This window comes from Salinarimonas soli (assembly GCF_008386575.1).
Lineage (GTDB): Bacteria > Pseudomonadota > Alphaproteobacteria > Rhizobiales > Beijerinckiaceae > Salinarimonas_A > Salinarimonas_A soli.
This window is the reverse complement of record NZ_VUOA01000037.1, coordinates 87,813-114,426: the sequence shown is the minus strand read 5'-3', so window position 1 is coordinate 114,426 and position 26,614 is coordinate 87,813. Positions and strand designations below refer to the sequence as shown.

Sequence of the window (26,614 nt, the reverse complement as noted above, 5' to 3'; positions counted from 1 at the left end):
TGCGGCGGGATGTCGTAGCCGGATTGACGCGCTCGCTTCCCGCCCTTTCTCCCCCTGCCCCACCGGTCCAGATGGCTCATGACGATTCAGCCCACCCGCATCAAGATCCTCAACGAGGCGCCTTCCCGGGATGATGGCCGCTATGTTCTGTACTGGATGCAGCAGTCGCAGCGCGCCCGCCTCAACCCGGCCCTCGAACTCGCCGTCGAAGAGGCGAACCGCCGTGGCCTCCCCGTCCTCGTCGCCTTCGGCCTGACCGACGGTTACCCGGAAGCGAATGCCCGGCACTATGCGTTCCTGCTCGAGGGATTGGCCGAGGTGGAGCGCGCCCTTCGGGCTCGGGGCATCGCCTTCGTGATCCGGCGCGGCGCGCCCGACGAGGTCGCGCTGGCTCTGTCACGACACGCGGCTCTGGTCGTCTGCGACCGCGGCTATCTCAAGCCGCAGATAGCGTGGCGGGCGGGCCTCGCGGCTCGCATCGATCGGCGCCTCGTCCAGGTCGAGGGTGATGTCGTGGTGCCCGTGGAGGTCGCCTCTCCCAAGCACGAGATCGGCGCCCGGACGCTCCGGCCGAAGCTCAAGCGGATCTGGGAGCCCTACTTCGAGGCCATGGACGAACGCCCCGTCGCCCGCCCGGCGGACGGGTTGGCGGTCCGGGGTGACATCGACCTGAGCGACATCCCGGCGGCGCTCGCCGCCCTGGACATCGACCACGCGGTCAAGCCCGTTCGCCGCTTCAAGGGTGGCACGCATGCCGCGGTCGAGCGCCTGCGTGCCTATCTCGACGCCGGCTTCGAGGCCTATGCGAAGAACCGGAGCGTGCCGGAGGCCGGCGCCGCTTCCCACATGAGCCCCTACCTCCACTATGGCCAGGTCTCTCCCCTCTGGCTCGCCCTTGAGGTGCGGGGCGCCTCGTCCGGCGACGCGGACGACAAGGCGGCCTATGTCGAGGAGCTCGTGGTGCGGCGCGAGCTTGCCATGAACCACGTCTTCTACGAGCCGGCTTACGACCGCTACGAGGCGGCGCCCGGCTGGGCCCGCAAAACCCTCGACGCGCATCGCACCGACCCGCGGCCTTACCTCTACACCCGCGAGCAGTTCGAGCTCGGGCTGACCCACGACCGGTACTGGAACGCCGGTATGATGGAGATGCGCGAGACGGGCTATATGCACAACCACATGCGCATGTACTGGGGAAAGAAGATCCTCGAGTGGTCCCCCTCCCCCGAGGAAGCCTTCGACACGTGCCTGCGCCTGAACAACCGCTACTTCCTCGACGGGCGGGACGCCAACTCCTTCACCAACGTCACCTGGATCTTCGGTCTCCATGACAGGCCCTGGGGCCCACAGCCGGTCTTCGGCAACGTGCGCTCGATGGGCAAGGCCTCGCTTAAGAAGTTCGACGCCGACGCCTATGTGGCGACGGTCGAGCGGCTTGCCGCGGCGGAACGGGCCTGAGCGCCCCAGGCAGCAGCTTGCGGGGGCGGCCGGCTGGGGCTAACGCTGCCCCTATCCGGAGAGGCCCATGTCCGACATAGCGACGCCCCGCAAGGCCCTGATCACCGGCACCGCCGGCTTCATCGGCTTCCACCTCGCCCGGCGGCTGCTGGCGGACGGCTGGCTTGTGACAGGTGTCGATGGGATGACACCCTATTACGACGTCTCCTTGAAAGAGGCCCGGCATGCCGTCCTGGCGCGCTCGAACGCGTTCGTCGCCCACGAGATCATGCTCGAGGACGACGGGGCCCTCCAGCACGTGTTCGACGAATGCGCGCCTGACGTGGTGGTCCATCTCGCGGCCCAGGCGGGTGTGCGCTACTCCCTGGAGAACCCGCGCGCCTATGTGGATGCCAACCTCGTCGGCACCTTCAACGTGATGGAGGGCGTTCGCCGGCTGAAGCCAAGGCATTTTCTTCTCGCCTCGACGAGCTCCGTCTACGGCGCCAATGAGGCGATGCCGTTCCGGGAGACCGACCGGGCCGACTATCCGATGACGCTCTACGCCGCCACCAAGAAGGCGACGGAGGCCATGGCGCATTCCTACGCCCATCTCTGGAGCCTGCCGACCACCGCCTTTCGGTTCTTCACGGTCTACGGCCCGTGGGGCCGGCCCGATATGGCCCTGTTCAAGTTCGTCCGCGCCACCTTGAGCGGCGAGCCGATCGAGGTCTATGGCGAGGGCCGCATGGAGCGGGACTTCACCTATATCGACGATCTCATCGAGGCGATCGCCCGCCTCATCGAGACACCTCCGGCAGCGGGCGAACCCTGTGGAGCCTTCGATTCCTTATCTCCGGCCGGTCCGTTCCGGGTGGTAAATATCGGCGGCGGGCAGCCTGTCGGCCTGCTGGCCTTCATCGATGCCATGGAGGATGCCCTCGACCTCAAGGCCGAGCGAATCATGCTCCCGATGCAGAAGGGTGACGTCCGCGCGACATCGGCCGCACCCGACCTCCTCGAGGGGCTCACGGGCTATAAGCCGTCGACCCCGGTCGGCGAGGGCGTGCGCCGCTTCGTCGAATGGTACCGCGACCATTACCGGACCTGAACGAGCGCGCTTTGCCGTCGCAGGGGCCCGCGCGCGCAGTAACAGGCCGAGCTGAAGCACCGGGGCCTCTCCCGTCAGCGTCAGTCCCGACATTGACAACCCGAGCGCTTCCGACCGATACCCCGCCCCTATCCGGCCGGCATCATGTTCAAGAACAACCTTCGCAAAACGCTCATCATCCTGCACGATCTCGCCATGACCGTTATGGCGGTCGTGGTGACGTTCGTCGTGCGCTTCGAGGGCGTGAACTTCGACGAGCGCGCCGCGCACCTGCCCGTCCTGCTGCCGTTCTTCGTGGCCTATGCCGGCCTCGTCTACTGGTTCTTCGCGCTCTACCGCTCCAAATGGCGGTTCGCGTCACTGCCCGACCTGTTCAATATTTTCAAGGCGGTGAGCGTCCTCGCCCTGACGCTCCTCGTCCTCGACTACATCCTGGTCTCGCCGCAATTCTACGGGCTCTTCTTCTTCGGCAAGATTGCTATCGCCCTCTACTGGCTCGTTCAGGGCTTCCTCCTCGGTGCGCCCCGGCTGGCCTACCGCTACCTGAAATATTCCCAGTCGCAGCGCTCGCACGCGACCGACGTGACGACCCCGACCCTGCTGCTCGGGCGCGGTCACGACATCGAGGTCGTGCTTCGCGCGATCGAAGCCGGGTCGGTGCGGAAGCTCCAGCCCAAAGGTATCCTGTCCCCCCGCTCGGCAGACCACGGGCAGTCGATCCGCGGTGTTCCCGTGCTTGGCGGGTTTCAGGATCTCGCCCGGGTGGCGGAGGAATTTCAGGAGCGCGGCGTCGCGATCCGCCGCGTCGTGGCAGCCCCGAGCGCGCTCGCGCCCGAGGCCCATCCCGAGCAACTGCTCGCCCAGGCTCGTCGCCTCGGCCTGCCCGTCGCGCGCTTGGCGAGCGTCAGCGAGGGGGTGCGCGACTCCGAGATCACCCCGCTCGAGATCGAGGATCTCCTCCTGCGCCCGACGGTGAACATCGACCGCAGCCGCCTGGAAGCCTTCATCAAGGGCAAGCGCGTCCTCGTCACGGGCGGTGGGGGCTCGATCGGCAGCGAGATCTGCGCCCGCGCGGTCGCGTTCGGGGCGAGCGATCTCCTGATCGTGGAGAACTCCGAGCCATCCCTTCATCGCATCCTCGAGTCGCCGACCGTTCACACGGGCGAGACGCACGTTCGCGGTGCCATCGCCGACGTCCGCGATCGGGCGCGCCTCTACGCCGTCATGGCGGATTTCCGCCCCGACGTGGTGCTCCACGCGGCGGCGCTGAAGCACGTCCCCTACCTGGAGCAGGACTGGGCCGAGGGCGTGAAGACGAACGTGCTCGGCTCCGTCAATGCGGCGGACGCCGCCGTGGCGAGCGGTGCGCGCATCTTCGTCCTGATCTCCACGGACAAGGCGATCGAGCCGGTCTCGATGCTCGGGGTCACGAAACGTTTCGCCGAGATGTACGTCCAGGCTCGCGACGCGCAGCTTCAGGGCGGCCCCGATGGCGTTCGCTTGATCGCGGTGCGCTTCGGCAACGTGCTGAATTCCGTGGGCTCCGTCGTGCCGAAGTTCAAGGCGCAGATCGGCCGCGGCGGCCCCGTGACGGTGACCCACCCCGACATGGTCCGCTATTTCATGACCGTCCGCGAGGCGTGCGATCTCGTCCTGACGGCAGGCTCGCACGCGAATGGAGCGGGGCGGGTGCGTAGCGAGCGCAACGAGGACGAGCGGGCTTCCGTGTTCGTTTTGAAGATGGGCCAGCCCGTGCGCATCTACGAGCTCGCCGAGCGGATGATCCGGCTCGCCGGCTTCGAGCCCGGCCAGGAGATCGACATCGAGGTGACGGGAGCCCGTCCCGGTGAGCGGCTCAACGAAATCCTGTTCGCGCGGGACGAGCCCATGGCCGACACGGGGATCGATGGCGTCATGGCGGCAAAACCCGTCTTCGCCGATCGGGCGCGGGTCGACGCCTGGCTGCGCGGCCTAGAGCGCGCGGTCGACGCAGGCGACAGGGCCGCGGCCGAGGCGCTGTTCGAGGAAGCCGTTCCCGATTTCAGGCGCCGTGAGCACAACTTCGCGCCGAAGCGGGTCATCCCGCTCGCATCGTGAAGGCGCCAGGGGCGCCCGCGAGCTTCAATCTCCGAGCGTTCCGAGAACCCGTTCTACGGGAACCCCGAAATCTTGCCGCCCGTCCTCCGGGCCGCCGATCACGCAGGCGTAAGCCTGCCCGTGCTGCGCCGCCATGTGAAGGTAGGTGGTCTTGCGGGCGTTCTCGGGGAAGAGCTCGACCACTTGAGCCTCCGGTGACGCCCAGATGAGGTTCGTGAGCGCGGCGCCGTGGACGGAGACGATCTCGCGCGCCCCCATGAAAGCCTCGACCTGTTGGGCCGTATTCGACCATGTGGCGCCGAAGGCCGCGAAGCCCCGCGCAGCCAGTTGCTCGACGAGCGCCTCTTCCGTCGCGAGGCGCCGGATCCGGGTTCCCGTCCGGGGAATGTAGATTCGGCGCGACGGCCGCACCCTCCCGGACCGGCGCTCGATCGCCTCCTTCAGGATGCCGACCGCCTCGGCATAGGCGTAGAAATGCTCGACGGTCGCGCTCACGGGCTTGCAGAAGAGGTAGCGTTCCGGGCACCACGTCGTGAAGGCATTCGCCTCGACGACGTCGACTTGGATTCCGACGTCGGCGAGCAGCCCGAGGAAGAACCTGACCGTCGGCAGCCGCTCGGAGCCGATCACCGTGACGGGAACGCCACGATACTGCTCCCGATGCCGGATCAGCTCGTCGACGACGGGAAGAATGTGCTCGACGAGCAGGTGGTAATAGTTGTGCACGCTCGGCACCGCCCAGGCGAACCCTGGCAGCGCGGCGCGCCTCAACGAGGCCGGTGCGGGGTAGGCACGGCCCCAGTTCACATGACCGCCGCCATAGATCGAGAGCAATCGGCCCGTCCGCCCGTCGACCGGGAGAAGCGTGTGCCCGGGAACCAGGACATCGGCGAGGACCGCCGCGACACGCCGCGTCTCAAGGGGCTGCAACGGTCCGAGCGGCGAACCGCCCTCCCCGGCCTGCCTGTGACCCGCATGCCCGGCCTGTCCTGTCGGCGTGTCGACATTCGCCTTGGAAAGGTTCTCGAAGGCAGCCGCGTAACGTGGCTGCAAGAGAGGACTCGGGACCCGCTCCTCGGTGAGCGCCTCGAAACGTGACGGGGGCTGCAGGATGGAGTAGTAGCCGAGTGCTCCGGTGACGGCGGGCGCGATGCTCTCGAGGCCCACCATGGCGCGGGTCAGATAGGTCTTCGGATCGATGATCCGTTTCCATGTCGCCCGCCCGCGCGCCACCATGCACCTCGCTTCGCATTCCGATCCGGGGCCACCCGTGTCATGGGCCTGGAAAGAGAGTCAAGGCGGGGAACGAGGACAACGATGGCGCGCATCACGCTGATCTGCCCCACGCACACGCGGTTCAGCCTCGCCGACTGGGGCACTGCGGCGCTTGGGGGCATCGAGACGACGACAATCGAGCTGGCTCGCGCCCTTACCGCGCGCGGCCACCGCCTCGTGGTCGCGACACGTCAGGAGGCCGGGCCGATCGAAGTCGACGGTGTCCTGAACGTACCCCTGGCCGACGCCGGCCGGCACCCGGCCGACCTGTTCGTGTCGAGCAACGACCCGGGCCCGCTCGGCGCCGCCCCCGCCGGGGCGCGGCGCGTCCTCTGGCTGCACAATCCGCTCGCGCTGGAGAAGGCGGTCCGCCGCCGCTACATCGGCGCGCTGGTGCGGCTGCGCCCGGACGCGGTCTTCGTCGGCACGGTGGCGCGAGCGGCGATGAGTCGCCTCTACCCCTTCGCAAGCCGGACCGTGATCCCGCACGGCGTCTCCGACATCTTCCGCCAAGCCGCCCCCACCGACGGTTCTTCCCGCCGGTTCGTCTGGGCGTCGCAGCGCCAGCGCGGGCTGGAGCCGACGCTGGACGCCTGGAAGCGGAACGGCGAGTTGCGGGCGGCGCGAGCGGAGCTCCATGTCTACGGGACGGCGGCGTCGGAGGTCGGCTGGACGCCGGAGGAGGCTCGTGCGGCTGGCGTGGTCTTCCATCCGCGGCAGGATCAGGCAGGACTCGCGGCGGCCTACAGCGGAGCGCGGGCGATGATCTATCCGGGCGCCCATGACGAGACCTTCTGCCTTGCCGCCGCCGAGGCCCAAGCCATGGGCCTGCCCGTCGTGACGCTCGGCATCGGCTCCCTCTCCGAGCGGGTGCAGCACGGTGTCAACGGACTTGTCGCCAACAGCTATGGCGAGCTCCTTGCGCTTTCGGCACATCTGGCGCGCGACGACAGTCTCTGGCGGCTCCTGCACGCGGGGGCGGGCCACCAACGCGACCTGCTAACTTGGGATCGCTCGGCGCGCCTATGGGAGGCCTTCCTGCTCGGAGGTAGCCGAGACGACGCCGAGGACGAGCGGAAGCCATAGGAAGAGGTAATGAGTATTGAAGAAGGCGAACGGGTTCGGCAGGTCGGACCCGATGAATCCCGCCGCGAAGCATAGCCCGCCGATCACGAAGTCCCGCACCGGCCCACGCGCCTGGCCTGCTCCCCGCACGAGCGCATGGCCGAACGCGGCGAGGAACATGGCCGCCATCGGCAGCCCGAAGAAGAAGGCCGTCCCGAGAAGCCCGTTATGGGCGTGACCGACGGTGTCGGCGCCGAGGCGAAAGGAAGGGCCCCAGCCGAACCACGGCCGCTCCCGGATCATGCCCGTGAGCGCATACCACATGTCCTGCCGCTGAGACGGACGGCAGACACCCGTGCCGCCTGCGCAAACCATGCTCGTCAGCCACGGCTCCAGGAGGACGAGGGCGACCGGCAGAGCAAAGCACGCCCCCGCGAAAGCGAGCGCGGCCAGGGCTCGGCGCCTGAGGGGCACGTGATCGATCGCCAGGAGCGCCACGGTGGCGAGCGCCAGCGCGATGATCGGCCCCCGGCTCTGGGTCAGGAGCAGGGTGGCGGCCATCACGGCGAGCCCCGGCAACGCGATCGTGCGGCGAAGCCCGCCGGAGCGTATCAGCGCGAGGCCTGCCAGGAACGAGGCAGCGATCCCTCCGGCGCCGAGGATGGCGTGACGGGCCCTGCCGAACGGCACCAAGCGTTCCGCCAAAATGCTGCGGATCGGATTTCCCCCATGGAGCTGCCCGTTCAGGTGGAGCGCAAGCGACAGGACGGCCGCTGCTAGCCCAAAGGAGAAGAGGAGGAGGAGGAATCGGCCGATGGCTCCCTCGCGCCTCGCGGCCAAGGCCGCGACCGGAAGGAGCATGACGATGGCAACGGAGCTTGCGAGAGCCGCCGCATCCTCGGCGTTCATATCACCCCGGAGCAGAACGCCGAGGCCCTGCCAGGCGACGATCGCGGCCAGCAGGGCCGCCAGCGGGCGAATGGCCGGCGAGAGGGCGGATCGGCTTCGCCCGTCGAGGAGGACTGCGATCCCAAGGACCGTCACCACCGCCATGACAAGCGATGGCACCGAGCCTCGCGTCGGGATGATCAGGATCGCAGCGGCCACCAGGCCCAGCGCCCACGCGTGCAGCGGATAAACGGCAAAGCGGGAGCGTGCGGCGGCGGAGGAAGGGAGCATGGCTCAATGCGCAGGTGTGTCCCGGGGGCCGGAACCTGGGCTCACTTAAGCCAGTTCGCCGCTCCTGGCCATCCTTGCCTGAGCCCTTGAGCCATCGGGACGGCAGCGCGGCGCCGCCGTCCTCAAAGTCGTAGGCATCGGTTCAGCGGTCCAAACGTCCGTTCGTCAGCCGCTCAGCCCACGGTCCGCACCGCTCGCGATCGCGGCCTGGATCATCTCGTCGGGCTGGAGATCCTCGGCCCCGTCGATGGCGAGAAGCTGGGCGAGGCGCCGGCGGGCGCGGTTCACGCGGCTCTTCACCGTTCCGACGGGAACGCCGCAGATCTCGGCCGCCTCCTCGTAGGTGAAGCCCTCGGCCCCGACCAGAAGCAGCGCCTCGCGCTGATCGTCGGAGAGGGTGACGAAGACGTTCTTGAAGTCGGACAGGTTGAGGTGCGGCTCCTGGTCCGGCAGCACGGCAAGCTTGCCCGCCCACAGCCCATCGGGGTCCTCCACCTCGCGCCGCCTGCGGCGGTACTCGCTGTGGAAGAGGTTGCGGAGGATCGTGAAGAGCCACGCCTGAAGGCTCGTGCCGGGACGGAACTTGTCGAGGTTCGCGAAGCCGCGCAGCATCGTCTCCTGGACCAGATCGTCCGCCCGGTCCACGTTCCCGGACAGGGAGATCGCGAAGGCGCGGAGCCCCGGGATGGCCGCCACGATGTCCTTGCGGAGCTGGGGATCGGCGTCGAGGTTCGGGGCCTTGTCGCCGAGCTGCTCGAGGAGGCGGGTCAGGATGTCGGGTAGAGGAACCGTCTCGACCGCATAAAGGCCGCGCAGTTCCGTACCGAGGTGATCCAGGATCGAAAGGCCGAGGGCTTTCCGACGCGGTCCAGTGGCTTCGGCGACAGCGTCGCTCTTTGCCGCCGTGGCGCTGGCTACTCGGACGTTCATGCAAACCTCACTTTCACGGACCGGTTCTTCACCGGCGTTGTCATCGGAGGGCGGCATCGGCTCCGGCGAGCCAACGCTCATACCCGAGCCCGATGAGCCCAAATCGTCCTCAGGCGGGCCGCTCGGCTCCCACATAGAATGACCATTGTCGCCCAAATGAGGCGCCGGCTCCTTCACCTATGTCATCCCGATCCCTCGAGTTTCCTTAACGGCAGCACCCCGTCAAGCTCCCCGCGCGCAACCCCGTCCCGCTTCGATAGACGATGGTGCCTATCGCTGGGGCACTGTATCAGACATTGCCGCAGAACGGGAATCCGACCATGCCAGCCACTTTCGAGCCGGATTCCCGCCTTTCCTGGATGCGCCTTCTCGTGGCCGTCGCGCTGAGCGCGATCGGCGGCGTCGGCATGTGGTCCGTCGTCGTGGCGCTGCCGGCCGTGCAGGAGGAGTTCGGTGTCGCGCGGGCCGGCGCCTCTCTCCCCTACACGCTCGCCATGGTGGGCTTCGCCTTCGGGGGCGTCTTCGCCGGCCGTTTGTCCGATCGGTTCGGGGTGATCGTGCCGGTGATCGCGGGCTCCCTCCTGCTGGGCCTCGGCTATCTCGCGGCGGGCTTGTCCACGAGCCTCACGGGGTTTGCGCTCGCCCACGGCCTTCTCATCGGCCTCGGCAGCTCGGCCACTTTCGCGCCGCTGATCGCCGACATCTCGCATTGGTTCGTACGCCACAGGGGCAGCGCGGTCGCGATCTGCGCCGCGGGCAATTACGTCGCCGGGACCATCTGGCCGGGCATCGTTCAGGCGTCGATCGCGACGCACGGCTGGCGCGCGACGCATATCGGGATCGGGGTCGCTTGCGTGGTGCTGATGGTGCCGCTCGCCTTCCTCCTGCGCCAGAGGGCGCCCACCATCTGCCAAACCCCGGCGCAGGCTGCGGCTTCCGGAGCGCAGAGCCGGCTCGGCCTGTCGCCCAGAGCGCTCCAGGGGCTCCTCGTCGTGGCCGGTTTCGGCTGCTGCATCGCGATGGCGATGCCGCAGGTCCATATCGTGGCTTATTGCACGGATCTCGGCTTCGGCGCGGCCCGGGGCGCGCAGATGCTCTCGCTGATGCTCGGCTGCGGGATCGTGAGCCGGATCGCCTCCGGGTGGATCGCGGACCGGATCGGCGGCCTCTCCACGCTGCTCCTGGGCTCGTCCCTGCAGGGAATGGCCCTGCTCCTGTTCCTGATGTTCGACGGGCTCGCCTCGCTCTACGTGATCTCCGCGCTGTTCGGTCTCTTCCAGGGCGGCATCGTCCCGAGCTACGCCCTCATCGTGCGGGACTTCTTCTCTCCCGCTGAAGCCGGCGCCCGGGTCGGGCTCGTCATCATGGCGACGCTCTTCGGCATGGCCTTCGGCGGTTGGATGTCGGGTGCGATCTTCGACTACACGGGCTCGTATGCGGCCGCCTTCGTGCACGGGCTATGCTGGAACCTGCTGAACGTCGCGATCGTGGGCTGGCTGCTGATGCGGGCCGGCGGCGTCGGCCTGAACCCCCGCGCAGCCTGAGGATCGGGCAAAGAAAAACCCGCCGAGCGCGAGGCGTCGGCGGGTTGAAGGCGCCGGCTCGTGGGGGCAGTATGAGCCGGATACATCCCGATAACGCCGTCACACCGGCACGGTTCCAACGGGCGGACGAAAAAAGTTCGCGCCGGTTCAAAACCGCGCCTTGTCGGAGCCCTGACCTTTCGCGGGACGCTGGCTCGACTGCGGACGCTGGCTCTCGCGGGAGCCTGCAGCGGTCGATCCGGTCATCTCGCCAGACTCCCGGTCCGGCTTGTCGAGCGAGCGCTTCACCTCGTCGGCCCAGCCGTGCTGTCGCCCCCGGTCCTGGGCGGCCGCGGGGACCGATCCCAGAAGGGCAAGACCGACCAGAGCCGCGACGCCCGTGAGCGTTCGCCGCATGCTGCCAGAGGAACCGATTGCCATACGCCTTGCTTCACGCGGGTACTCTTCATAGGGAGCAAGTCGCGACGGCAGCGAGGGTTTCAGCTTGACCGCAGCGATGAGGCGCGCCTGGATCTGTGGCGAGACCACGAATGAAGGGCTGAACCATGCGGCGGCTTGCCAGAACAGGAGGCGCCCCGGTCCTTTTCGCCCTGGTTCTCGCCAGCGCGGACGCGGCCGCGCAAGCACCGAGCTTCGATTGCAAGCGGGCGAGCGGCACGGTGGAGCGGACAATCTGCGGCAGCCCCGATCTGGCCCGCTTCGACCGCGAGCTCGCGGACGCCTACCGCGAGCGCCTGGCCGCAGCGCCCGCGGGTGCGGCCCGCGACAGCATCCAGGCCGACCAGAGACGGTGGGTATCTGGGCGCGCCCTCACCTGCCCGGGCTCGCCGGGAGCCGGCAGCGATGCCCCAGGCGGCGAAACCGTCGCGTCGTGCCTCTACGGGCTGTACGCGCAGCGCCTCGCGGTCCTGAACCGCGAGGCGAACGAGGCCGCTTGGCCGAAGGTGCCGTTCCGGCCGGTCATGGTCGAGGGCGCCGGGCGCTCGCTCTGTGAAGGCCTTTTCCGGGACGTGGTGGCCGGCTTCTTTGGGCCGGCAGAGCGCGTCAATCCTCTCAGCGAGCGGGAGGTCGGCTTCGCGCCGGTGCAGATGAACCGGCGCCTCGATTCCGACGAGGCCCCGCCCGAGATGGCCAAAGCCGAGCTCTACGAGACTGGGCGGGCCGCCACGATCCTCCGCCTCGGCACGAGAGCCACGCTGCGGGCCCCGACCTGGCAGTATCGCGTCTACCCGTCCGAGGAGACCCTGCGCCGTGCCTTGCGCCCGCCACCGAACCCGTTCGCCATCGGGGCCGAACGGGATGCGAGCCAGCCCCTGCTCGACCCGAGCCACTTCGCCGAGAACGAGAGCAGCCTCGCCTCGCCGCGCCCGGATCTCGCGTCTTCCTCGGTGCCGGTCCGCGAGGCTTTCCGCCTTTTCCGAGACGGCGGGCGCACGCTTGCGCTCGTGCCGATCCGCGACGGACGGAGCGGGTATCTCGGCGTTTATGCCCTCCACAGCCCGACATCGATCGAACGCATGTGCCTGTTCGAGGCGGCCCCCGAGCCCGCCGCGGGCGAGGGCCTCTACGGCTGGGGCGAAGTCGAGACCTTGCGGCACGCGGCCAATGCCGTGCTCCCGCCCCTCTCCTGCGGCCCGGCGACGGATGATGATTACACCCTGGAAGAGCGCGCGGCCTTCCGGCCGTGGTCCTTGCGTCCGATCCCGGTTCGCGCCGGCGCGTGGCGTGCGCTGGCCACCGGAGAGGTGCAGATCTACCTGCGGCGCAAGGCCCTGACGGGTCTCGAGGCGAGCCGTGCCGTCGAGGCGACGCGGGTCGTGTACCGGGAGGCCGAGGAGCGAGTCTCCCGCTACTATCGCGAGGCGTTCGGGCGCAACGCGGCCGACGCCGCGGCTTTGGCCCGCCTCTATCTCGACCGCATGCTTGGCGCCTATCTCGCCGTCGACGGCGACGAGGCCGTGAAGGCGTTCCTCGCCGCGGATTTCGACGCGCGTCACGCGCCGCACGCCGCGGCCCTGGCCGGGAGGGCGGACGAGCTGTGGACCCGTCTCGGACGGGATCCGAAAGCCGCGATCGCGGCAGCGCAGGGCGATGTCGACGAGCCCCTGCTCTCGCTCGCCTTGGAGCACCCGGCCACGGTGCAGGGCCTCCTGGCGCGAGGGGCGGATCCGAACGCGTTCGGCGCCAGCGGTCTCACGCCGCTCATGACGGCTGCGCGCCTCGGGCTGACCGATCCCGCGCGCATGCTCCTCGACGGCGGCGCCGACCCGGACCTCCTGGCCAAGCCCTCCCGCTTCCGCCCCCGCATCCTCGACGCCCTCCCCTGCCAGGACACGGGTGACCCTGTGGCCGACGCGGGCCTGACGGCGCTGGCGCTCGCCGAGGATGCCGGGTCGAGTGACGTGGCCGATCTCCTGCGTCCGCGGACGAAGGCTCAAAGGCCAGAGCGGTAAGGGGGCGTGCCGCTGCTCAAAGCGGCGCCGGCAAGGCCGCGCTCGCGAATGCGACCGCGTAGCCGTTCGGGAGATGGCGCACCACACGGCCGCGCATGGGGCCGATCCAGACGGTGCTCCCCACGGGCGGCAGCTGCTCCGCCTCGACGGCCGCTCCGGAGATGGAGACGTCGAGAAGGCGCGCCTGCTCGCTTCGCCCGCCGCCGAGGCGGATCGTGAGGACGTTGGGCGGGGGAACATGGCGGGGATGGCGGCGGACATCGCCGACCTCCCCTTCCATCCGGCGCTCGATCCAGTCCACCTTCCGGACAAGCTCGCCACGGGTATCCCGGTCGGCCACGAAGGCGACGGCGAAGCCCTCCTCGTGATGCCCGACGATCACGGCATCGATCTGGCCGATCTGCTCGAAGTGGCACACGACGTGCTCGCCGAGCGGGATCAGCGTCGGGGTCTCGACGGCGAGCCCGCCGGCCGATACGGTGAGCGTGGCGCAGGGCAGATCGGTCCCGTCAGGCGACGTAATGCGCCCCTGAAGCCTCACATGGATGCGCTCGTCACGCCGGCGTTCGTAACGGTATGGGTGATAGACCCCGTCGGGCATGGCCTCCTCCGATGGAGCGAGGATCACATGCCACGATGGAGCGAGGCTTGCGCGGCGCAGCCTCGGTCGTCGGGTCGGCCCGAACGACTGCGCCCGAGGTCCATGAAAGACCTCGGGCGCGTTTCGACGTGATGCAAACGAGGGTCAGGCGCGGCGGGAGCGGCGGAAAAGGCCCCAAACCATACGCAACAGGGCAACATTCCTCAGAAGTCGGAACATGTCTCTCTCCAGGATGTGATGGTCTCGAAGGCCAACCGGCCGCGGACGCCATGGTTCCAGCGTGGCGTTATTCCGCTTCCCGTGGAGGGCCGCCCGCAGGCGGCGCAAACGATCAGCGAAGCGCCAGAACCGTGCCTCGCCGGTCGACGCGGCAGGTGATCCGGGATTGGCGCACCTCGTGGCCACCCTGGCGGGCGTAGACGACCCTCACGTTGATGGGTACGGCCAGCCGCCCGCCCCGCTCCGGGCGTTCCCGGCCGGCGCCTGCCACGTCGACATGGACGACGCCGAGCGGGCGGGCTGCGGCGACGATCGAGCTGCGGCACGCTTCCACGACGGCCTGAGGTGCACCTGGACGGCCGGGCAGCGCAGACGTGACGGCGGCCAGATCGCGCCGGGTGCCATAGAGCGTGCCGAAGCGCGGGACCTGGATGGAGGGCAGGCCTTCGCCTCCCCGCGGGAGGAGAGCCGCCGGCAACGTCGAGCCGCCCTCCCCGGCTGTCGCTGCGGCCGCCGCGGGTGGCGCCACGGACGCCGTGACGCCGGGGCTCGCCACGGAGCCCGGCGTGCTGCCGACGGTCGATGCTCCGACGGCCCCGCCCGTGAACCCGGTCGCCGCCCCGGCGGACCCGCCGAGACCTGCACCGGCTCCTCCGCCGACCCCGCCTCCTACGCCTGGCGCCGAGGCCCCGCCGACCGCCCCTCCTGCCGGTCCGCCGATGCCGCCCACGGCTCCCCCGGCAGCATTCCCGGCGTTCCCCACCGCGCCACCCGCGGCGTTGCCGAGACCGCCGGCGGCATTGCCCGCCGCGCCGACGGCTCCGCCCGCAGCGCCGCCGACCGCGCTTCCGGCGGCGCCAGCCGCCGCGCCGGCCGCATCGCTCGCGCCGCCGACCGCTCCGCCTAAACCCCCGCCAGCACCGCCACCGAGGCCGCCTCCGCTGCCATTTCCGTTGCCGTTGCCATTTCCGCTCGCGCCCGCGCCGCCAGTTCCGCCGCCAAGCTGTGCCACTTGGGTGAGGGCGCGCCCGACACGGGGGATGGCGCCGACGCTCGGCTGATCGTGGAGACCGTCCGACAAGGCGCTCCTGTAGCCCTGCGACGCAAGTGCGCCGAGCGGAGATAGCGTGAAAGCCCCGAGGGCGAGCAGAAAGCGGACACGCATGGGCGGTACTCCAGGCCTCGCCGGGCTCCTGTCGTAAAAGCGGCGTTCCGGCCAAGCCTCAACGCACCGGCCCGGGAAGGGTTCGGATGCCCGGCCCACGGCGCTACGTGCCCGTCTCGCGGGAAACCCTCCGAATGGCTGCGGTCAGGCCCCGTCAGCTCCGTGCCGGCGGCTGTAGCCGTTGCGCGGCGGCTCGCTCCAGCCGCGTGGCGGCGCGAGCGGGCGGTAGACCTCGACGAGGAGCGGATGGCAGACCGCCTCGTCACTGGAATGCTCGCTGCTGCAATCGCCGCCGGGGCAGGCCGAGAGGGCGCCGAGCAGGTCGATCTCGGCGAAGAACTCCAGGAAGTCGCCGGGCCTCACCGGGCTCGCCTTCATGAAGTACTGCCCGGTGTCGCGGGTGAAACCCGTGCACATGAAGACGTTGAGCACGTCGTGGATGGCGGGCTCTGCCGCCTCCAGCGCCATCCCGAGGCGTCCCGCGAGGGCGCGGGTGAGATTCGAATGGCAGCAATGATGGTACTCGCCCCCGGACAGGAGGCGGTGAGTGTACGGGTCGCAACGGGTGCCGATCACGTCGTGCACGGAGCCGCCCCAGGCGTCGAAACCGTACCAGTCGAGCGTGTCGTGGGTGATCGTCGCCATCGGCCGCAGATACGGGAGGGACGACCAGAGCCGGTCTCCCGTCGAGAGATGAGTTCCGTGCAGGGCCCGCGTCTTGCCCGAGAAGAAGCGCTCGGTGAGGTCGCCGGCGGCCCACAGATTGAGATCGCCGACCTGGGAGCCTTCAACGCTCACGATCCGGAAGAACGATCCGGCCGGCACCTCGAAGCAGGCCGCCTCGCGCGGAGGCACGATCACCTCGTCGACCTTGCTCCAGCCCTCCCGCGCCGCCCGATAGGCGTCGAGATCCGGGGCCGGCAGGCCGGAGACGGGATAGCAGATCACCGGCGCTACGCTCCGGCGCGCCGCGGCGTCTGGCGGCTCCGCCACCTCACCGTGCTCTGGCTTCATCCGACCCTCCTGTCCCAAGGCAAAAACCCGTTCTAGAGCAGCGCTGAGCGCGTGACGAGGCCGGCGTGCGGGAGAGACTGCCCAAGGTACGATCCTAATGCGACGCAGGGTCAGCCGGCTCGGTTAAGGAGATGTTAGCGAGGATTGGTAGGTTTACGTTAGGGTTTCGATAGCCACACTCGGCTCGTTCATGGAGTCGACAACATGCGTGTGACCTCTGCGGTTCTGGCCTTGTCTGTCTGCCTTGCCACTTCTGGTGCAGCCCGGGCCGAGTTCTTGGATGGGTTGGAACAGGAAATACTCACCTCTCCTGCGCCGCGCCTCGCATCGCTCATCGAGCAAATCTCGCAGCTTCCGGCGCCCGCAACGGATCGCGCCGTCGATGATATTGCATTCCTGGCGGTCGATCCGGCGTTCTTCGCCGACATGCGGGAGGCCGAGACGGCGGCCCTGATCGCGCTCAGCCTTCGCGCTCAGACGGTCGAGGCGGCGCTCGGCCCCGATCGCTTCCTCGATCCACGCGAGGCCGAGACCGCGGCCCTTGTCGCCCTGAGCCTTGCCAGCGCCCCTCCTGAGCTTGCCGCTCTCCAGTCGGACCGTTTCGCGGCACCGCCCGACGAGGTCGCCGCGCTCATCCTGGCCGCTTTCGCGCCGCCGAGCGTCGAGACCACCGGCGCGATCAGTCGCACGGCGACTGGCCCGGCTCAGGCCCTCTCGAGCGACTGGGACGGCGTCGACCTGCCCTGACCCGGGACGCACCCGGGCATCTGAGGGCCTATCGGCCGCCGCGGAGATCACCCGCGGCGTCGCCCGGAGGGCACGCTCGACACATCTCCGGAACGACCGATCCCGCCCTCCCCCTGCGGGCCCGTACGCGCTAGAGTGCGGGCACCACCTGGGAGACGAGCGGCGGCATGCCACCACGCAACACGCGATCTCACCGCATCGCGCCGCTCTACCACCGGATCTATGTCGAGCTCCGGCGTGGCCTGACCGAGGGTGGGCTCGACCCCCGCGAGCGCCTGCCGTCCGAACCGGCTCTCGCCGCCCGCTACCAGGTCAGCCGCGTCACGGTGCGCCGGACCCTGGAGCAGCTCGAGGCCGACGGGCTGATCCGGCGGGTGCGCGGCGTCGGGACCTTCCCCGTGCGCGTCTCCGCCACGGCGGAGAAGACGAACATCTCCGGCGTGCTGGAGAACCTCATCACCTACGACCAGAGCACGACGGCGCGCAATCTGGCCTGGGACCGGGTGGAGCCGGGCCCCGAGATCGCGCCGCTCTTCGGCCCCGGCCTCGCGCTCAGGATCCTCCGGGTGCGCTCGCACAAGGGCGAGCCCATGTCACTCACGACGATCCTCGTCCCCGCCATCCATGCCGACCTTCTCGACCCGAACGCGGATGCGAGCGAGCCGGTGATCCGCGCCCTCGACCGCAAGGGCATCCTGGCGGCCCGGGCCGAGCAGGCGATCACGGCGGTGCCGGCGAGCGAAATGGCCGTCGCGACGCTCGGCGTCGCCGCCGACAGCCCGCTCATCTGCATGCGCCGCCTGATGACCGACGAGGCCGGCGGGCCGGTGCTGCACCAGGAGAGCCTCTATGCACCCGACCGCTTCGAGTACCGCATGAGCCTCACCCGCCTCAGCCTCGGGCCCGCCGCACGGTGGACGCCGATCGGGTAGGCCTCACGCGGGCTTCGCCGCGTCGATGAAGCGGTTGGTATAGAGCGCCTCGACGTTCTTCACGTCGGCCACGCCGCTCGCGCGAAGAGCCTCGGCGCCGGCCGTCCATAGCCGGGGCACGTTGCGCATGAGGTTCTCCTTGCCCTCGGAAAGCCAGAGCCGCTCGCGCGCGGCGTCGGCCACCATCACGAGGGTGTCGAGGTCGCGGATGCCGGGGATGTCGAAATCCTTCGCGGCCCGCTGGAAGATCTCCTTCACGGGCTTCGTCATCATCTCGTCGACGGAGGCCTTCATCGCCCGGGTGATGCGCTGCATGACCTCGGGCTTGGTGTCGATCATCGCCTGGGTCGTGAGGTAGCACTGGCTCGGCATGGGGGCGTAGCGGTCGGTCGACCAAACCTCGATCGGCTCCTTCATCTGCTGGAGGGTCACGACGACGTTGATCGCGCACATGAAGCAGTCGACGCGACCCTGCTTGAGCACCTGGAGCGCGCCGGGGCTGTTGCCCGTCACTTCGCGCCAGACGTCGTCCTTCTTGAGGCCGACCTTCTGGAGCATGAGGTCGAGGAAGGTGTCGGTGGTGCCGCCGACGGAGACGAGGCCGACCGTCTTGCCCTTGAAGTCCTCGGCCCGGGTGATCGGCTTATCCTTGAGGCTCACCACGTGGAAGGTCGAGCCCTGATAGAGCGTCGAGAAGGAGACGAGCGGCGCATTGGTGGTCGCGACGGCGCGCAGCTGGTCGATCGCGGCCGAGCGCACGAAGGCGACCTGCCCGGCGATGAGCTGCTGGAGCGCCTGGGCCGTCCCCTGCCCGCCCAGAAGCTTCGCATCGAAGCCCTGCGCCGCGAAATGCCCGCCCGAGACGGCGTTCATCATCTCGATGAAGTCCGAGATGTAGCCGAAGGGGGTCATGACCGTGAGCGGCTCGCGGGCCTGAGCCCGGATCAGCGTCGGCATGGACAGGGACGCGCCGAGGGCGGCGGCGCCGGTGAGCGCAGTGCGGCGGGTGATCATCGATGTCGCTCCTCTGTGACGGGGTCGGGGGCCATTCCGGCGGCCCCTCAGGATTGGCCGAGCCGCCGGATCGTGACCGGGGCCGCGGGCGTCGTGACGGTCTTCACCTCAGTGTAGAACTGCATGCAGGCCTCGCCGCCCTCGCGGCCGACGCCCGATTCCTTGTAGCCGCCGAAGGGCGCGCGCAGCTCTCGCACCATGGGCGTGTTCACCCAGACCACCCCGGCCCGCAGGTCGCGGCTCGCGCGCTCGACGGTGGGCAGATGATCAGACCAGACATAGGCGACGAGGCCGAACCGGGTGCCGTTCGCCATCTCGATGCCCTGGTCGTAGGTGTCGAAGACGAGGAAGCTCGCGAAGGGCCCGAAGATCTCCTCCTGGCAGACGCGCGCCTCGTTCGACGTGGCAAGCACGGCGGTCGGCTCCACGAAGAAGCCGCCGTCGAGGGCAGCGCCAAGCCCTGAGGCCGCACGGCCGCCCGTGAGCAGGCGGGCCCCCTCCCCCGTCGCGGTCTCCACGAAGGACAGCACCCGGTCGCGGTGCGCGGCGGAGGCTAGGGGACCGAGCTCCGTGTCGTCGCGCATCGGGTCGCCGACCCGGATGCGGGCCGCGCGCTCGGCGAAGCGTGCGATGAAGTCGTCCGCGATGGAGCGTTCGAGAAGGATCCGAGACCCCGCCAGGCATTGCTGGCCGTTGTTGGAGTAGATCCCGACGAGCGCCGCGTCGAGGGCGCGGTCGAGGTCGGCCGAGGCGAAGACGATGTTGGCGCTCTTGCCGCCGAGCTCCAGTGTGCAGGGGACGAGGCGCTCGCCAGCCCGCGCCATGATCCGCCGGCCCGTGGCCGTGCCGCCGGTGAAGCTGACGAGATCGACCTCCGAATGCGCGACGAGCGCGTCCCCGGTCACCGCGCCATGCCCGTTCACGAGGTTGACGACGCCGTCCGGGAGACCTGCCTCGTGCAGGATTTCGACGAAGCGGCGCAGTGCAAGCGGCGTCTGCTCGGAGGGCTTGAGCACGCAGGTATTGCCGAACGCGATCGCCGCCGCGACCTTCATGGAGGCGAGCGCCGTCGGCGCGTTCCAGGGCGCGATCAGGGCAGCGACGCCGACGGGCTCGCGTACGACGAGGCTGCGATAGCCCGCCGTCTGGTCGTAGACGTCGCCGCGCGCCTGGCCGATCACCTCGGCGAAGAAGCGGAAATTGTACGCCGCGCGGCGCATGTGCCGCTCGCGCAGCTCCCGCAGGACCACGCCGAGGTTGAGGCATTCCAGATAGGCGAGCTCGTCGGCGTGGGCGAGCACCGCGTCATGAAGCCGGAGCAGCATCTCCTGCCGCTTCTCGGTGGACAGCGTCGCCCAGCCCGAGGAGCGGAAGGCGCGGCGGGCGGCGGTCACGGCGGCGTCCACCTCAGCGGCGTCGGCTTGCGCGAGCTCGCTGACCCGCTCTCCGGTTGCGGGATAGATGACGGGAAGGCGCTCGTTCCCGCCGGCAAGCTCCCGCCCGCCGACGAAGCTCGTGACGAGGGTCGGGACGCGGTGCGGCACGGGAACGGGCGCGTTCATCGGCGTCTCCGGGTCAAGTCATCAGGAGCCCGCCGTTCACGTGCAGGGTATGCCCCGTGACATAGGCGGAGGCCGGGCCGAGCAGGAACAGGATGGGTCCGACGACGTCGTCCGCGTCGGCGATCCGCCCGAGAGGGATGGTGCGCAGATAGGCTTCGACGTCGAGCCGCGTCGCCGAGGCGTCGTCCCCTCCCCGGCCCGTGCCGCCGCGCAGGAACGCCGTGTCGACGGCGGAGGGCGCGACGGCGTTGGCGCGCACCCGCGGGGCGTTCTCCTGCGCGAGCAGGCGCGTCAGAGCGAGGACCCCGGCCTTGGCGACGGAATACGGGCCGTAGCCAGGGGTCGGCTTCATGGCGAGGCCGGACGAGGTGTTGACGATGGCGGCGTTCCTGCCCTGGTGCAGGAGCGGCAGCGCGGCGCGGCAGGCGAGGAAGGTGGACGAGAGGTTGCCCTCGACGACCTCCTCCCAGGTTCCAAGCGGCGTCTCCGACACGGGGACCCGCTCACGGGTGAAGCCGACGAGGTTCACGAGGCCGTCGAGCGCGCCGAAGGCGTCGTGGACCGCGCTGAAGGCATCCTCGACGGCGCCCTCGTCGGTCGCATCGAGGGCATGGGCGATGACGCCCTCCGGAACCGGATGACGCTCCAGGGAGGCGGGCAGGTCCAGGGCCGCGACCTGACAGCCCGCGGCCAGCAGCCGCTCGACGAGGCACCGCCCGATGCCGCCCGCCGCGCCGACCACGGCGACCCGGCTGCCGGCGGGAGGGGACAGGGCGATCGCGTCGGCTGCGGGCATCGCGGCAGGCTTTCTTTGACGAGGCGAGCAGCTTGTCTTAATTGTAAGACAACGTCAATTCGGGGCTGCGAGGGAGCGATGGAGACGAGCGACTGCGAGGTCATCGTCGTCGGAGGAGGTCCCGTCGGCCTGTGCGCCGCGTTCCTCCTCGCCGGGGCCGGGATCGACGTTCAGCTGTTCGAGGCCGAGACGGAGGTGGTCCGGGACCTTCGCGCCTCCACCTTCCACCCGCCGACCCTCGACATGCTGGAGCCGTTCGGGATCACGGACGAGCTCCTCGCCGGCGGTCTCGTCTGCCCCGACTGGCAGATTCGCCTCCACCCGAGCGGGGAACGGGCCGTGTTCGACCTCTCGGTGCTCGCTGGCGAGACGAACCACCCCTACCGCCTGCAATGCGAGCAGTGGAAGCTCTCGCTCGCACTGCTGTCGCGGCTGCGGGGGGAAGGTCGGGCCGTCCTGCGATTCGGAACGCCGCTTTCCGGCATCGAGCACGACGACGCGGGCGTCGCGGTCACGACGGAGGGCGGCGAGCGGGTGCGGGCTCGCCTGCTCATCGGTACGGACGGGGCGCGAAGCCTCGTGCGGCGGTCGCTCGCCCTGCCATTCGAGGGCGAGACCTATCCGGAAACGACCCTTCTCGTGACCACGGACGTTCCGTTCGAGGAGCACCTGGAGGGGCTCTCCAACGTCAGCTATTGTTGGACGGACGGAGGCAATTTCAGCCTTCTCAAGGTTCCGGGCCGCTGGCGCGTCTCGATCTATCCGCGGGAGGATCGCTCCATCGACGATCAGCTCGCCGACGAGGCGGTCGAGGCGAGCCTCCAGGAGATCGTTCCCCGCAGCGAGCCTTATCGGGTCTTGGAGAAGCGGGCCTACCGCGTGCATCAGCGCATCGTGCCAGCCTACCGCGTCGGGCGTGTCGCTCTCGCGGGCGACGCCGCGCATCTCAACAGTCCGGCGGGCGGCATGGGCCTCAATGGCGGCCTGCACGATGCTTTCGCGCTCACGGACGCGATCACCGCCATCCTGCGCCGTGGCGCCCCCCTCGCCCGCCTCGACGCCTATGACCGCAGCCGCCGGCCCGTCGCGGCCGAGCAGATCCTCGCCCAAGCCGACCGCAACCGTGCCCGGATGCGCGAGCGCGACCCAGTCGCGCGGCGCGAGATCCTCGCCGGCCTTCAGGCGATCACGGCCGACCGGGAGCGCCTGAAAGCGCATCTCATGCGCAGCTCGATGATCGAGGGGCTGCGGATGGCGGCTGCGGCGTGAGCCCGCCGGGTTACCGCCCCGAGGACTGGTGCCAGGGAATGAGCATCCGCCGCAGCGCGCCGATCCCGAAGTAGAAGATGAAGCCGAGCAGCGTCATGTGGATGACCACCGCGAAGAGCGCGTCCGTCTCGTAGGCGTTCATCTTGGCGATCAGCATGGCGCCGAGCCCATTGTTGCCGCCCAGATATTCGCCGACGATCGCCCCGATGATCGCGAGCACGATGCCGACCTCCATGCCCGTCAGGATGTAGGGCAGCGCCGAGGGCAGCTCGAGGCGGCGGAAGATCTGCCAGCGCGTCGCGTTGAGGCTCGTCATCACGTCGCGATGGCCGGCATCGATGGATTTGACGCCCAAGACCGTGTTCGTGAGAATCGGGAAGAAGGCCAGCACCGCCGCGACGATCACCTTCGAGGTGATGCCGAAACCGAACCACACCACGAAGAGCGGCACGAGGGCGACCTTCGGGATCACCTGCGTGGCCACGATGAAGGGGTTGAGCGTGGTCTCGAGCCAGCGCACGCGGGCGATGGCGACGCCGAGCCCGACCCCGATCACGAGCGCCCAGGCAAAGCCGTAGAGCGTCGCGTAGACGGTCATCCAGGTATGCCCCCAGGCGCGCGACGACCACAGCATCTCGACCCAGGCGGACCAGACCGAGCCCGGCGCCGGCAGGATGAAGGCCGACACGTTATTGCGGGTCACGTAGTCGTGCCACAGGGCCACGAAGGCGATCACGAGGGCCGGCGTGGTGATCCAGGGAAGCAGGGCCGCGCGGGAGATGGCGGGTCGGCGGGCCTGAGCGGGCGGCGCGGCGGGGGAGACGATCGCATCGCTCATGTCGGCACCTCGCTAGCTGATCTCGTTGAGGCGGTGGCGCAGCCGCCGCGCGACGTCCTGGAACACGGGCAGGCTCTGCGCGTCGAGCGTGCGCGGCCGCGGGATCGGCACGTCGACGATCGTGTCGATCCGCCCGGGGCGGGGCGAGAGCAGCACGATCCGGTCGGCGAGGAACACCGCCTCGGTGATCGAATGCGTGACGAGGACGATGGTTTTGCCCGTCTCCATCCAGATCCGCTGCAGCTCCAGGTTCATGGCGTCACGGGTCATGGCGTCGAGGGCGCCGAAGGGCTCGTCCATGAGCAGGATGTCGGGATCATAGGACAGGGCGCGGGCGATGGCCGCGCGCTGGCGCATGCCGCCCGACAGCTCCTTCGGCCAGCGGGCCTCGAAGCCGCCGATCCCGACGAGCCGCGTGAGCTCCCGGGCGCGGGCGAGCCGCTCGCTTCTGCCGACCCCCTTCAGCTCCAGGGGCAGCGCGATGTTCCCCTCGATCGTGAGCCACGGGAAGAGGTTCGCCTCCTGGAAGACCATGCCGAGCTCGGCCACCGCCTCGTCCTGGCGCCGTCCGTCGCGCCAGAGCGGCCGCCCCTCGATCCGCATCTCGCCGCCCGTGGGCTCGATGAGGCCGCCGATCATGCGCAGAAGGGTGGTCTTGCCGCAGCCGGACGCTCCAAGCAGCACCAGCAACTCGCCCTGCGGAACCGACAGGTCGGTGCGGGCGAGGGCATGCACCTGGGATAGGCCGGTACCGTACCATTTCTCGATTCCCGCCATCGCGATGGCGGCCGGCGCGGCGTCCGGCCGGGTGATCTCACGCGCCACGGACGACATCTGCCACCTCGATACGGGATTTGGGCCGGGCGCCGTGCCGCGGCACCGCCTCGAATGCGACCTCGGCGAGCAGGCGGTCGTGGCCGTGAGCGCGGGACCACGTCTGCGTCGTGAGAACGGCCGTCACCAGCAAGGCTCGCCTCCGCGATCGATGTCGGATTCTTGATCTTGTATGCTAATTAATACAAGCTGCCTGTCAACGTTGGCCCCGCAAAGCTGGCACCCATGGCACTCGAATACGCACCGCGCGGCCTCGTCGGCGTGCTGACGCCCCAAGCGAACACCACCGTCGAGCCGGAGTTCGGGATCCTCTGGCCGGCTGGGATCGCCATGATCAACGCCCGCCTGACCAGCGCACGCGGGACGATCGAAGAGCGGCTGGTCGATTACTACGACCGCCTCGACGACGCAGTCGCGCAGTTCGCCAACGCGCCGATCGCCGCCGTGGCGATCGCGTGCACAGGCGCGTCCTATCTCGTGGGGGCGCAGCGCGAGGACGAGATCGTGGCCCGGCTGGAGGAGCGCCTCGGCGTCGCGGTGATCACCAGCGCCAAGGCCGTCGTCGATGCCCTGCGGGTCAGCGGAGCCCGCCGCGTCGGTTTCGTGAGCCCCTATCCGGCGGGCCTGACCGAGGCGAGCGTGGGCTATTGGCGCGAGCGAGGGATCGAGGCCGCCGAGGTGGCGAGCGCCGCCCCAGACGAGGGCGCCTTTCACCCGATCTACTCCATGCGCGCATCCGGCGCCCGGGAGGCGCTCGACGCGCTTGGTGGGCGCAATCTCGATGCCGTGGTCATGCTCGGCACAGGCATGCCGACCTTGCGCCCGATTCTGGAGCGCCCGCGCCTTGGGCGGGCGCCCGTGATGTCCTGCATGCTGTGCCTCGCCTGGCGGACCGTCCTCCAGGTCGAGGGGCGCTCACCGACGCAGGAGAGCCTTCTTGCGTGGATCGAGGCAAGCGACTGGCGGCCACGATTCGAGGAGCGGTGCGCGCCGGTTTGACGACGGCGTGCACCCGAGCACCGCGACGAAGCGGCCGCCCTCTCGTGTGACGCGAGAGGGCGGCCTGGTTTTCAGGCGACGGGCTCGGCATCCTTCGCGCCGAACCAGCTCTTGATCTTGGCGAGAAGCGGCGATTCGGGCACCGATGTCGGCGTCGTGGCCTTGGCCTGGACGGCCTCCATCCTCGACTTCACCTCCCCGATCTCCGCCGAGTTCGCCTGGCGTCCGATGGCGAGGGCGCCCTCGAGCACCTTCAGCCCCCGGTCGAAGGGAAACTCGCCGAAGTCCGTCCGCATGTGCCGGTTGATATAGGCGGCCCTCGCCCGCTCCACCTCCGGCCCGTCGGCGCAGGCCAGACGGGTGACGAAGGGCAGCAGGCGCTGGCGGTCGCTGTCGCAGGCCTGGTCGTTGAGGAGCATGGCGAAACGGCAGATCGGCCGCGAGAAGCAGTCCGGCATGTCCTCGGCTTGGCGGATCGGCCTGTACTCGAAGCCTTCGGCGACGAGCGCCGCCTCGTTGATGCAGGTACCGCCGTCTTTACCCGGAAACGGATGCGAACCTTGCTTCAGTTTCCAATTCAGAACGTGATCGAAGCCTTGCATGACGCCCATCCTTGAGGTGGCGCGCCCCCGGGACAGAGCGTGATCCTCGCGCGGGCGCTCGTCAACCGTCCGGTGGGCCTGTGCATCCTGCGTCAGTTCGGCACTATGCTGAGCCGGCCGGCGGCGATCCGGCGCGTCGCCAGGGGGGAACACGTTGTCGAATATCGCGAACAGGCTGCGCCTCGACGGGCGCGTCGCCCTCGTGACGGGAGCGGGCGCCGGGATTGGACGGGCGACGGCCGTCGGCCTCGCCGCGATGGGCGCAACGGTCGTCGTCACCGACGTCGACGTGGCACGCGCGGACGAGGCTGCAAGCGAGATCAACGGGTTAGGCGGCGCCGCGAGGGCCGTCGCCCTCGACGTGTCGGACGAATCGCGCGTCCGCGCGACCGTGGCCGAGGCGGCGGAACGTCACGGGCGCCTCGACATCCTCGTCAACAACGCCGGAATCGGAGCCCGAATGCCGACGGTCGACCTGCCGGCAGAGCGATGGGAACGGGTCCTCGACGTGGGCCTCACGGGCGCGTTCCACTGCGCGCGAGCGGCGGTGGCGCCGATGCTGCGGCAGGGACGCGGCGCGATCGTGAACGTCGCCTCGATCATGGGACTGACCGGGGGCGGCCTCTACCCGAACCCCGCCTACCACGCGGTTAAGGGAGCGCTCGTGAACCTCACCCGCGCCTGGGCGCTGGAATGGGCCCCGTCCGGCATCCGGGTGAACGCGGTGGCGCCGGCCTTCGTGCGCACGGCCCTGGTCGAACCCCTGATGGCCGATCCCGACATGGCCCAGGCGATCTTCGCCGCGACCCCGCTCGGACGCCTCATCGAGCCCGACGAGGTGGCGGACGCGATCGTGTTCCTGGCGAGCGACGCCGCCGCCATGATCACGGGGCACACGCTCCCGATCGACGGCGGCTGGCTCGCGCGCTGA

At 69.5% G+C, this 26,614-nt stretch carries 25 protein-coding genes; 11 read left to right on the top strand and 14 right to left on the bottom strand.

Features of this window, described 5'->3' with window-relative positions:
• Positions 1-78 precede the first annotated feature (78 nt).
• The 3 genes from F0L46_RS21035 to F0L46_RS21025 all read left to right on the top strand — a co-directional run bounded on the left by F0L46_RS21035 (position 79) and on the right by F0L46_RS21025 (position 4,645).
• The gene (locus tag F0L46_RS21035) at positions 79-1,458 is read left to right on the top strand and encodes a deoxyribodipyrimidine photo-lyase (protein ID WP_149821261.1); all 1,380 of its coding nucleotides are present in this window, start codon (positions 79-81) and stop codon (positions 1,456-1,458) included.
• Between the two features lie 67 nt (positions 1,459-1,525).
• The gene (locus F0L46_RS21030) at positions 1,526-2,548 is read left to right on the top strand and encodes an NAD-dependent epimerase/dehydratase family protein (RefSeq protein ID WP_149821259.1); all 1,023 of its coding nucleotides are present in this window, start codon (positions 1,526-1,528) and stop codon (positions 2,546-2,548) included.
• Positions 2,549-2,692: 144 nt separating this feature from the next.
• A complete protein-coding gene (locus F0L46_RS21025) occupies positions 2,693-4,645 on the top strand; it encodes an SDR family NAD(P)-dependent oxidoreductase (RefSeq protein WP_149821257.1) in 1,953 nt (650 codons plus the stop codon).
• Between the two features lie 24 nt (positions 4,646-4,669).
• Here F0L46_RS21025 and F0L46_RS21020 read toward each other — a convergent pair whose 3' ends face one another.
• Positions 4,670-5,881, bottom strand: a complete 1,212-nt coding sequence (locus F0L46_RS21020) for a glycosyltransferase family 61 protein (RefSeq protein ID WP_149821256.1) — start codon at positions 5,879-5,881, stop codon at positions 4,670-4,672.
• Positions 5,882-5,962: 81 nt separating this feature from the next.
• On the opposite strand from F0L46_RS21020, the gene F0L46_RS21015 reads away from it, so the two are divergent.
• A complete protein-coding gene (locus F0L46_RS21015) occupies positions 5,963-7,006 on the top strand; it encodes a glycosyltransferase family 4 protein (protein ID WP_188312072.1) in 1,044 nt (347 codons plus the stop codon).
• On the opposite strand, the gene F0L46_RS21010 is transcribed toward F0L46_RS21015, so the two are convergent.
• Together F0L46_RS21010 and F0L46_RS21005 are read right to left on the bottom strand one after the other, a co-directional pair.
• On the bottom strand, positions 6,944-8,053 hold the full coding sequence (locus tag F0L46_RS21010; protein WP_188312071.1) for an O-antigen ligase family protein: 1,110 nt from the start codon (positions 8,051-8,053) through the stop codon (positions 6,944-6,946). The two genes, F0L46_RS21015 and F0L46_RS21010, sit on opposite strands and share 63 nt — an antisense overlap.
• A 276-nt stretch (positions 8,054-8,329) precedes the next feature.
• Positions 8,330-8,935, bottom strand: a complete 606-nt coding sequence (locus tag F0L46_RS21005) for a sigma-70 family RNA polymerase sigma factor (RefSeq protein WP_240540093.1) — start codon at positions 8,933-8,935, stop codon at positions 8,330-8,332.
• Positions 8,936-9,414: 479 nt separating this feature from the next.
• Between F0L46_RS21005 and F0L46_RS21000 the strand changes: the two genes are divergently transcribed.
• The gene (locus tag F0L46_RS21000; protein WP_149821248.1) at positions 9,415-10,638 is read left to right on the top strand and encodes an MFS transporter; all 1,224 of its coding nucleotides are present in this window, start codon (positions 9,415-9,417) and stop codon (positions 10,636-10,638) included.
• Positions 10,639-10,785: 147 nt separating this feature from the next.
• Here F0L46_RS21000 and F0L46_RS20995 read toward each other — a convergent pair whose 3' ends face one another.
• Positions 10,786-11,034 (bottom strand): hypothetical protein, encoded by a 249-nt coding sequence (locus F0L46_RS20995; RefSeq protein WP_149821246.1) that lies wholly within the window; start codon positions 11,032-11,034, stop codon positions 10,786-10,788.
• Between the two features lie 149 nt (positions 11,035-11,183).
• Between F0L46_RS20995 and F0L46_RS20990 the strand changes: the two genes are divergently transcribed.
• On the top strand, positions 11,184-13,091 hold the full coding sequence (locus tag F0L46_RS20990; protein WP_149821244.1) for a lysozyme inhibitor LprI family protein: 1,908 nt from the start codon (positions 11,184-11,186) through the stop codon (positions 13,089-13,091).
• 16 nt (positions 13,092-13,107) lie between these two features.
• Here F0L46_RS20990 and F0L46_RS20985 read toward each other — a convergent pair whose 3' ends face one another.
• The 3 genes from F0L46_RS20985 to F0L46_RS20975 all read right to left on the bottom strand — a co-directional run bounded on the left by F0L46_RS20985 (position 13,108) and on the right by F0L46_RS20975 (position 16,090).
• On the bottom strand, positions 13,108-13,692 hold the full coding sequence (locus tag F0L46_RS20985) for a PilZ domain-containing protein (protein ID WP_149821241.1): 585 nt from the start codon (positions 13,690-13,692) through the stop codon (positions 13,108-13,110).
• A 331-nt stretch (positions 13,693-14,023) separates the two neighbouring features.
• Positions 14,024-15,076: a hypothetical protein gene (locus F0L46_RS20980; protein WP_149821240.1), complete on the bottom strand. Its 1,053-nt coding sequence runs from the start codon at positions 15,074-15,076 to the stop codon at positions 14,024-14,026.
• A gap of 144 nt (positions 15,077-15,220) precedes the next feature.
• A complete protein-coding gene (locus F0L46_RS20975) occupies positions 15,221-16,090 on the bottom strand; it encodes an urea carboxylase-associated family protein (protein WP_149821238.1) in 870 nt (289 codons plus the stop codon).
• A gap of 204 nt (positions 16,091-16,294) precedes the next feature.
• Between F0L46_RS20975 and F0L46_RS20970 the strand changes: the two genes are divergently transcribed.
• A complete protein-coding gene (locus F0L46_RS20970; RefSeq protein ID WP_149821236.1) occupies positions 16,295-16,837 on the top strand; it encodes a hypothetical protein in 543 nt (180 codons plus the stop codon).
• Positions 16,838-17,004: 167 nt separating this feature from the next.
• Entirely contained in the window at positions 17,005-17,769 is a 765-nt protein-coding gene (locus F0L46_RS20965; protein WP_149821234.1) for a GntR family transcriptional regulator, read from the top strand.
• A 3-nt stretch (positions 17,770-17,772) separates the two neighbouring features.
• Here the strand turns inward: F0L46_RS20965 and F0L46_RS20960 are convergent, their stop codons facing one another.
• Genes F0L46_RS20960 through F0L46_RS20950 form a run of 3 tightly spaced genes read right to left on the bottom strand, consistent with a single transcriptional unit; the run spans position 17,773 to position 21,141 of the window.
• Positions 17,773-18,783 carry an ABC transporter substrate-binding protein gene (locus tag F0L46_RS20960; protein ID WP_149821232.1) on the bottom strand — a complete coding sequence of 337 codons (1,011 nt, stop codon included), beginning with the start codon at positions 18,781-18,783 and terminating at the stop codon, positions 17,773-17,775.
• A gap of 47 nt (positions 18,784-18,830) precedes the next feature.
• Positions 18,831-20,345 carry an aldehyde dehydrogenase gene (locus tag F0L46_RS20955; RefSeq protein WP_149821230.1) on the bottom strand — a complete coding sequence of 505 codons (1,515 nt, stop codon included), beginning with the start codon at positions 20,343-20,345 and terminating at the stop codon, positions 18,831-18,833.
• Between the two features lie 13 nt (positions 20,346-20,358).
• Positions 20,359-21,141, bottom strand: coding sequence for an SDR family NAD(P)-dependent oxidoreductase (locus F0L46_RS20950; protein ID WP_149821228.1), 783 nt, complete (start codon positions 21,139-21,141; stop codon positions 20,359-20,361).
• Positions 21,142-21,219: 78 nt separating this feature from the next.
• On the opposite strand from F0L46_RS20950, the gene F0L46_RS20945 reads away from it, so the two are divergent.
• Positions 21,220-22,410 carry an FAD-dependent oxidoreductase gene (locus F0L46_RS20945; RefSeq protein ID WP_149821226.1) on the top strand — a complete coding sequence of 397 codons (1,191 nt, stop codon included), beginning with the start codon at positions 21,220-21,222 and terminating at the stop codon, positions 22,408-22,410.
• A 10-nt stretch (positions 22,411-22,420) separates the two neighbouring features.
• On the opposite strand, the gene F0L46_RS20940 is transcribed toward F0L46_RS20945, so the two are convergent.
• The 3 genes from F0L46_RS20940 to F0L46_RS26305 are packed head-to-tail and all read right to left on the bottom strand — an operon-like array spanning position 22,421 to position 24,215.
• Entirely contained in the window at positions 22,421-23,248 is an 828-nt protein-coding gene (locus F0L46_RS20940) for an ABC transporter permease (protein WP_149821224.1), read from the bottom strand.
• A gap of 12 nt (positions 23,249-23,260) precedes the next feature.
• On the bottom strand, positions 23,261-24,082 hold the full coding sequence (locus tag F0L46_RS20935) for an ABC transporter ATP-binding protein (protein ID WP_149821222.1): 822 nt from the start codon (positions 24,080-24,082) through the stop codon (positions 23,261-23,263).
• The gene (locus F0L46_RS26305; RefSeq protein WP_188312070.1) at positions 24,063-24,215 is read right to left on the bottom strand and encodes a hypothetical protein; all 153 of its coding nucleotides are present in this window, start codon (positions 24,213-24,215) and stop codon (positions 24,063-24,065) included. The genes F0L46_RS20935 and F0L46_RS26305 overlap by 20 nt, the downstream gene beginning before the upstream one ends.
• Before the next feature lie 92 nt (positions 24,216-24,307).
• On the opposite strand from F0L46_RS26305, the gene F0L46_RS20930 reads away from it, so the two are divergent.
• Positions 24,308-25,081, top strand: a complete 774-nt coding sequence (locus F0L46_RS20930) for a maleate cis-trans isomerase family protein (RefSeq protein ID WP_149821220.1) — start codon at positions 24,308-24,310, stop codon at positions 25,079-25,081.
• Between the two features lie 71 nt (positions 25,082-25,152).
• On the opposite strand, the gene F0L46_RS20925 is transcribed toward F0L46_RS20930, so the two are convergent.
• Complete coding sequence (locus F0L46_RS20925) at positions 25,153-25,683, bottom strand: hypothetical protein (protein WP_188312069.1); 531 nt, start codon at positions 25,681-25,683, stop codon at positions 25,153-25,155.
• Between the two features lie 154 nt (positions 25,684-25,837).
• Between F0L46_RS20925 and F0L46_RS20920 the strand changes: the two genes are divergently transcribed.
• Positions 25,838-26,614: an SDR family NAD(P)-dependent oxidoreductase gene (locus F0L46_RS20920; protein ID WP_240540087.1), complete on the top strand. Its 777-nt coding sequence runs from the start codon at positions 25,838-25,840 to the stop codon at positions 26,612-26,614.

Bases quoted from the DNA above. Each gene is read 5' to 3' on its own strand.
- F0L46_RS21035 (WP_149821261.1), top strand. From the start codon at position 79: ATGACGATTCAGCCCACCCGCATCAAGATCCTCAACGAGGCGCCTTCC.
- F0L46_RS21030 (WP_149821259.1), top strand. From the start codon at position 1,526: ATGTCCGACATAGCGACGCCCCGCAAGGCCCTGATCACCGGCACCGCC.
- F0L46_RS21025 (WP_149821257.1), top strand. From the start codon at position 2,693: ATGTTCAAGAACAACCTTCGCAAAACGCTCATCATCCTGCACGATCTC.
- F0L46_RS21020 (WP_149821256.1), bottom strand. From the start codon at position 5,881: ATGGTGGCGCGCGGGCGGGCGACATGGAAACGGATCATCGATCCGAAG.
- F0L46_RS21015 (WP_188312072.1), top strand. From the start codon at position 5,963: ATGGCGCGCATCACGCTGATCTGCCCCACGCACACGCGGTTCAGCCTC.
- F0L46_RS21000 (WP_149821248.1), top strand. From the start codon at position 9,415: ATGCCAGCCACTTTCGAGCCGGATTCCCGCCTTTCCTGGATGCGCCTT.
- F0L46_RS20995 (WP_149821246.1), bottom strand. From the start codon at position 11,034: ATGCGGCGAACGCTCACGGGCGTCGCGGCTCTGGTCGGTCTTGCCCTT.
- F0L46_RS20990 (WP_149821244.1), top strand. From the start codon at position 11,184: ATGCGGCGGCTTGCCAGAACAGGAGGCGCCCCGGTCCTTTTCGCCCTG.
- F0L46_RS20985 (WP_149821241.1), bottom strand. From the start codon at position 13,692: ATGCCCGACGGGGTCTATCACCCATACCGTTACGAACGCCGGCGTGAC.
- F0L46_RS20980 (WP_149821240.1), bottom strand. From the start codon at position 15,076: ATGCGTGTCCGCTTTCTGCTCGCCCTCGGGGCTTTCACGCTATCTCCG.
- F0L46_RS20975 (WP_149821238.1), bottom strand. From the start codon at position 16,090: ATGAAGCCAGAGCACGGTGAGGTGGCGGAGCCGCCAGACGCCGCGGCG.
- F0L46_RS20970 (WP_149821236.1), top strand. From the start codon at position 16,295: ATGCGTGTGACCTCTGCGGTTCTGGCCTTGTCTGTCTGCCTTGCCACT.
- F0L46_RS20965 (WP_149821234.1), top strand. From the start codon at position 17,005: ATGCCACCACGCAACACGCGATCTCACCGCATCGCGCCGCTCTACCAC.
- F0L46_RS20960 (WP_149821232.1), bottom strand. From the start codon at position 18,783: ATGATCACCCGCCGCACTGCGCTCACCGGCGCCGCCGCCCTCGGCGCG.
- F0L46_RS20955 (WP_149821230.1), bottom strand. From the start codon at position 20,345: ATGAACGCGCCCGTTCCCGTGCCGCACCGCGTCCCGACCCTCGTCACG.
- F0L46_RS20950 (WP_149821228.1), bottom strand. From the start codon at position 21,141: ATGCCCGCAGCCGACGCGATCGCCCTGTCCCCTCCCGCCGGCAGCCGG.
- F0L46_RS20945 (WP_149821226.1), top strand. From the start codon at position 21,220: ATGGAGACGAGCGACTGCGAGGTCATCGTCGTCGGAGGAGGTCCCGTC.
- F0L46_RS20940 (WP_149821224.1), bottom strand. From the start codon at position 23,248: ATGAGCGATGCGATCGTCTCCCCCGCCGCGCCGCCCGCTCAGGCCCGC.
- F0L46_RS20935 (WP_149821222.1), bottom strand. From the start codon at position 24,082: ATGTCGTCCGTGGCGCGTGAGATCACCCGGCCGGACGCCGCGCCGGCC.
- F0L46_RS20930 (WP_149821220.1), top strand. From the start codon at position 24,308: ATGGCACTCGAATACGCACCGCGCGGCCTCGTCGGCGTGCTGACGCCC.
- F0L46_RS20925 (WP_188312069.1), bottom strand. From the start codon at position 25,683: ATGCAAGGCTTCGATCACGTTCTGAATTGGAAACTGAAGCAAGGTTCG.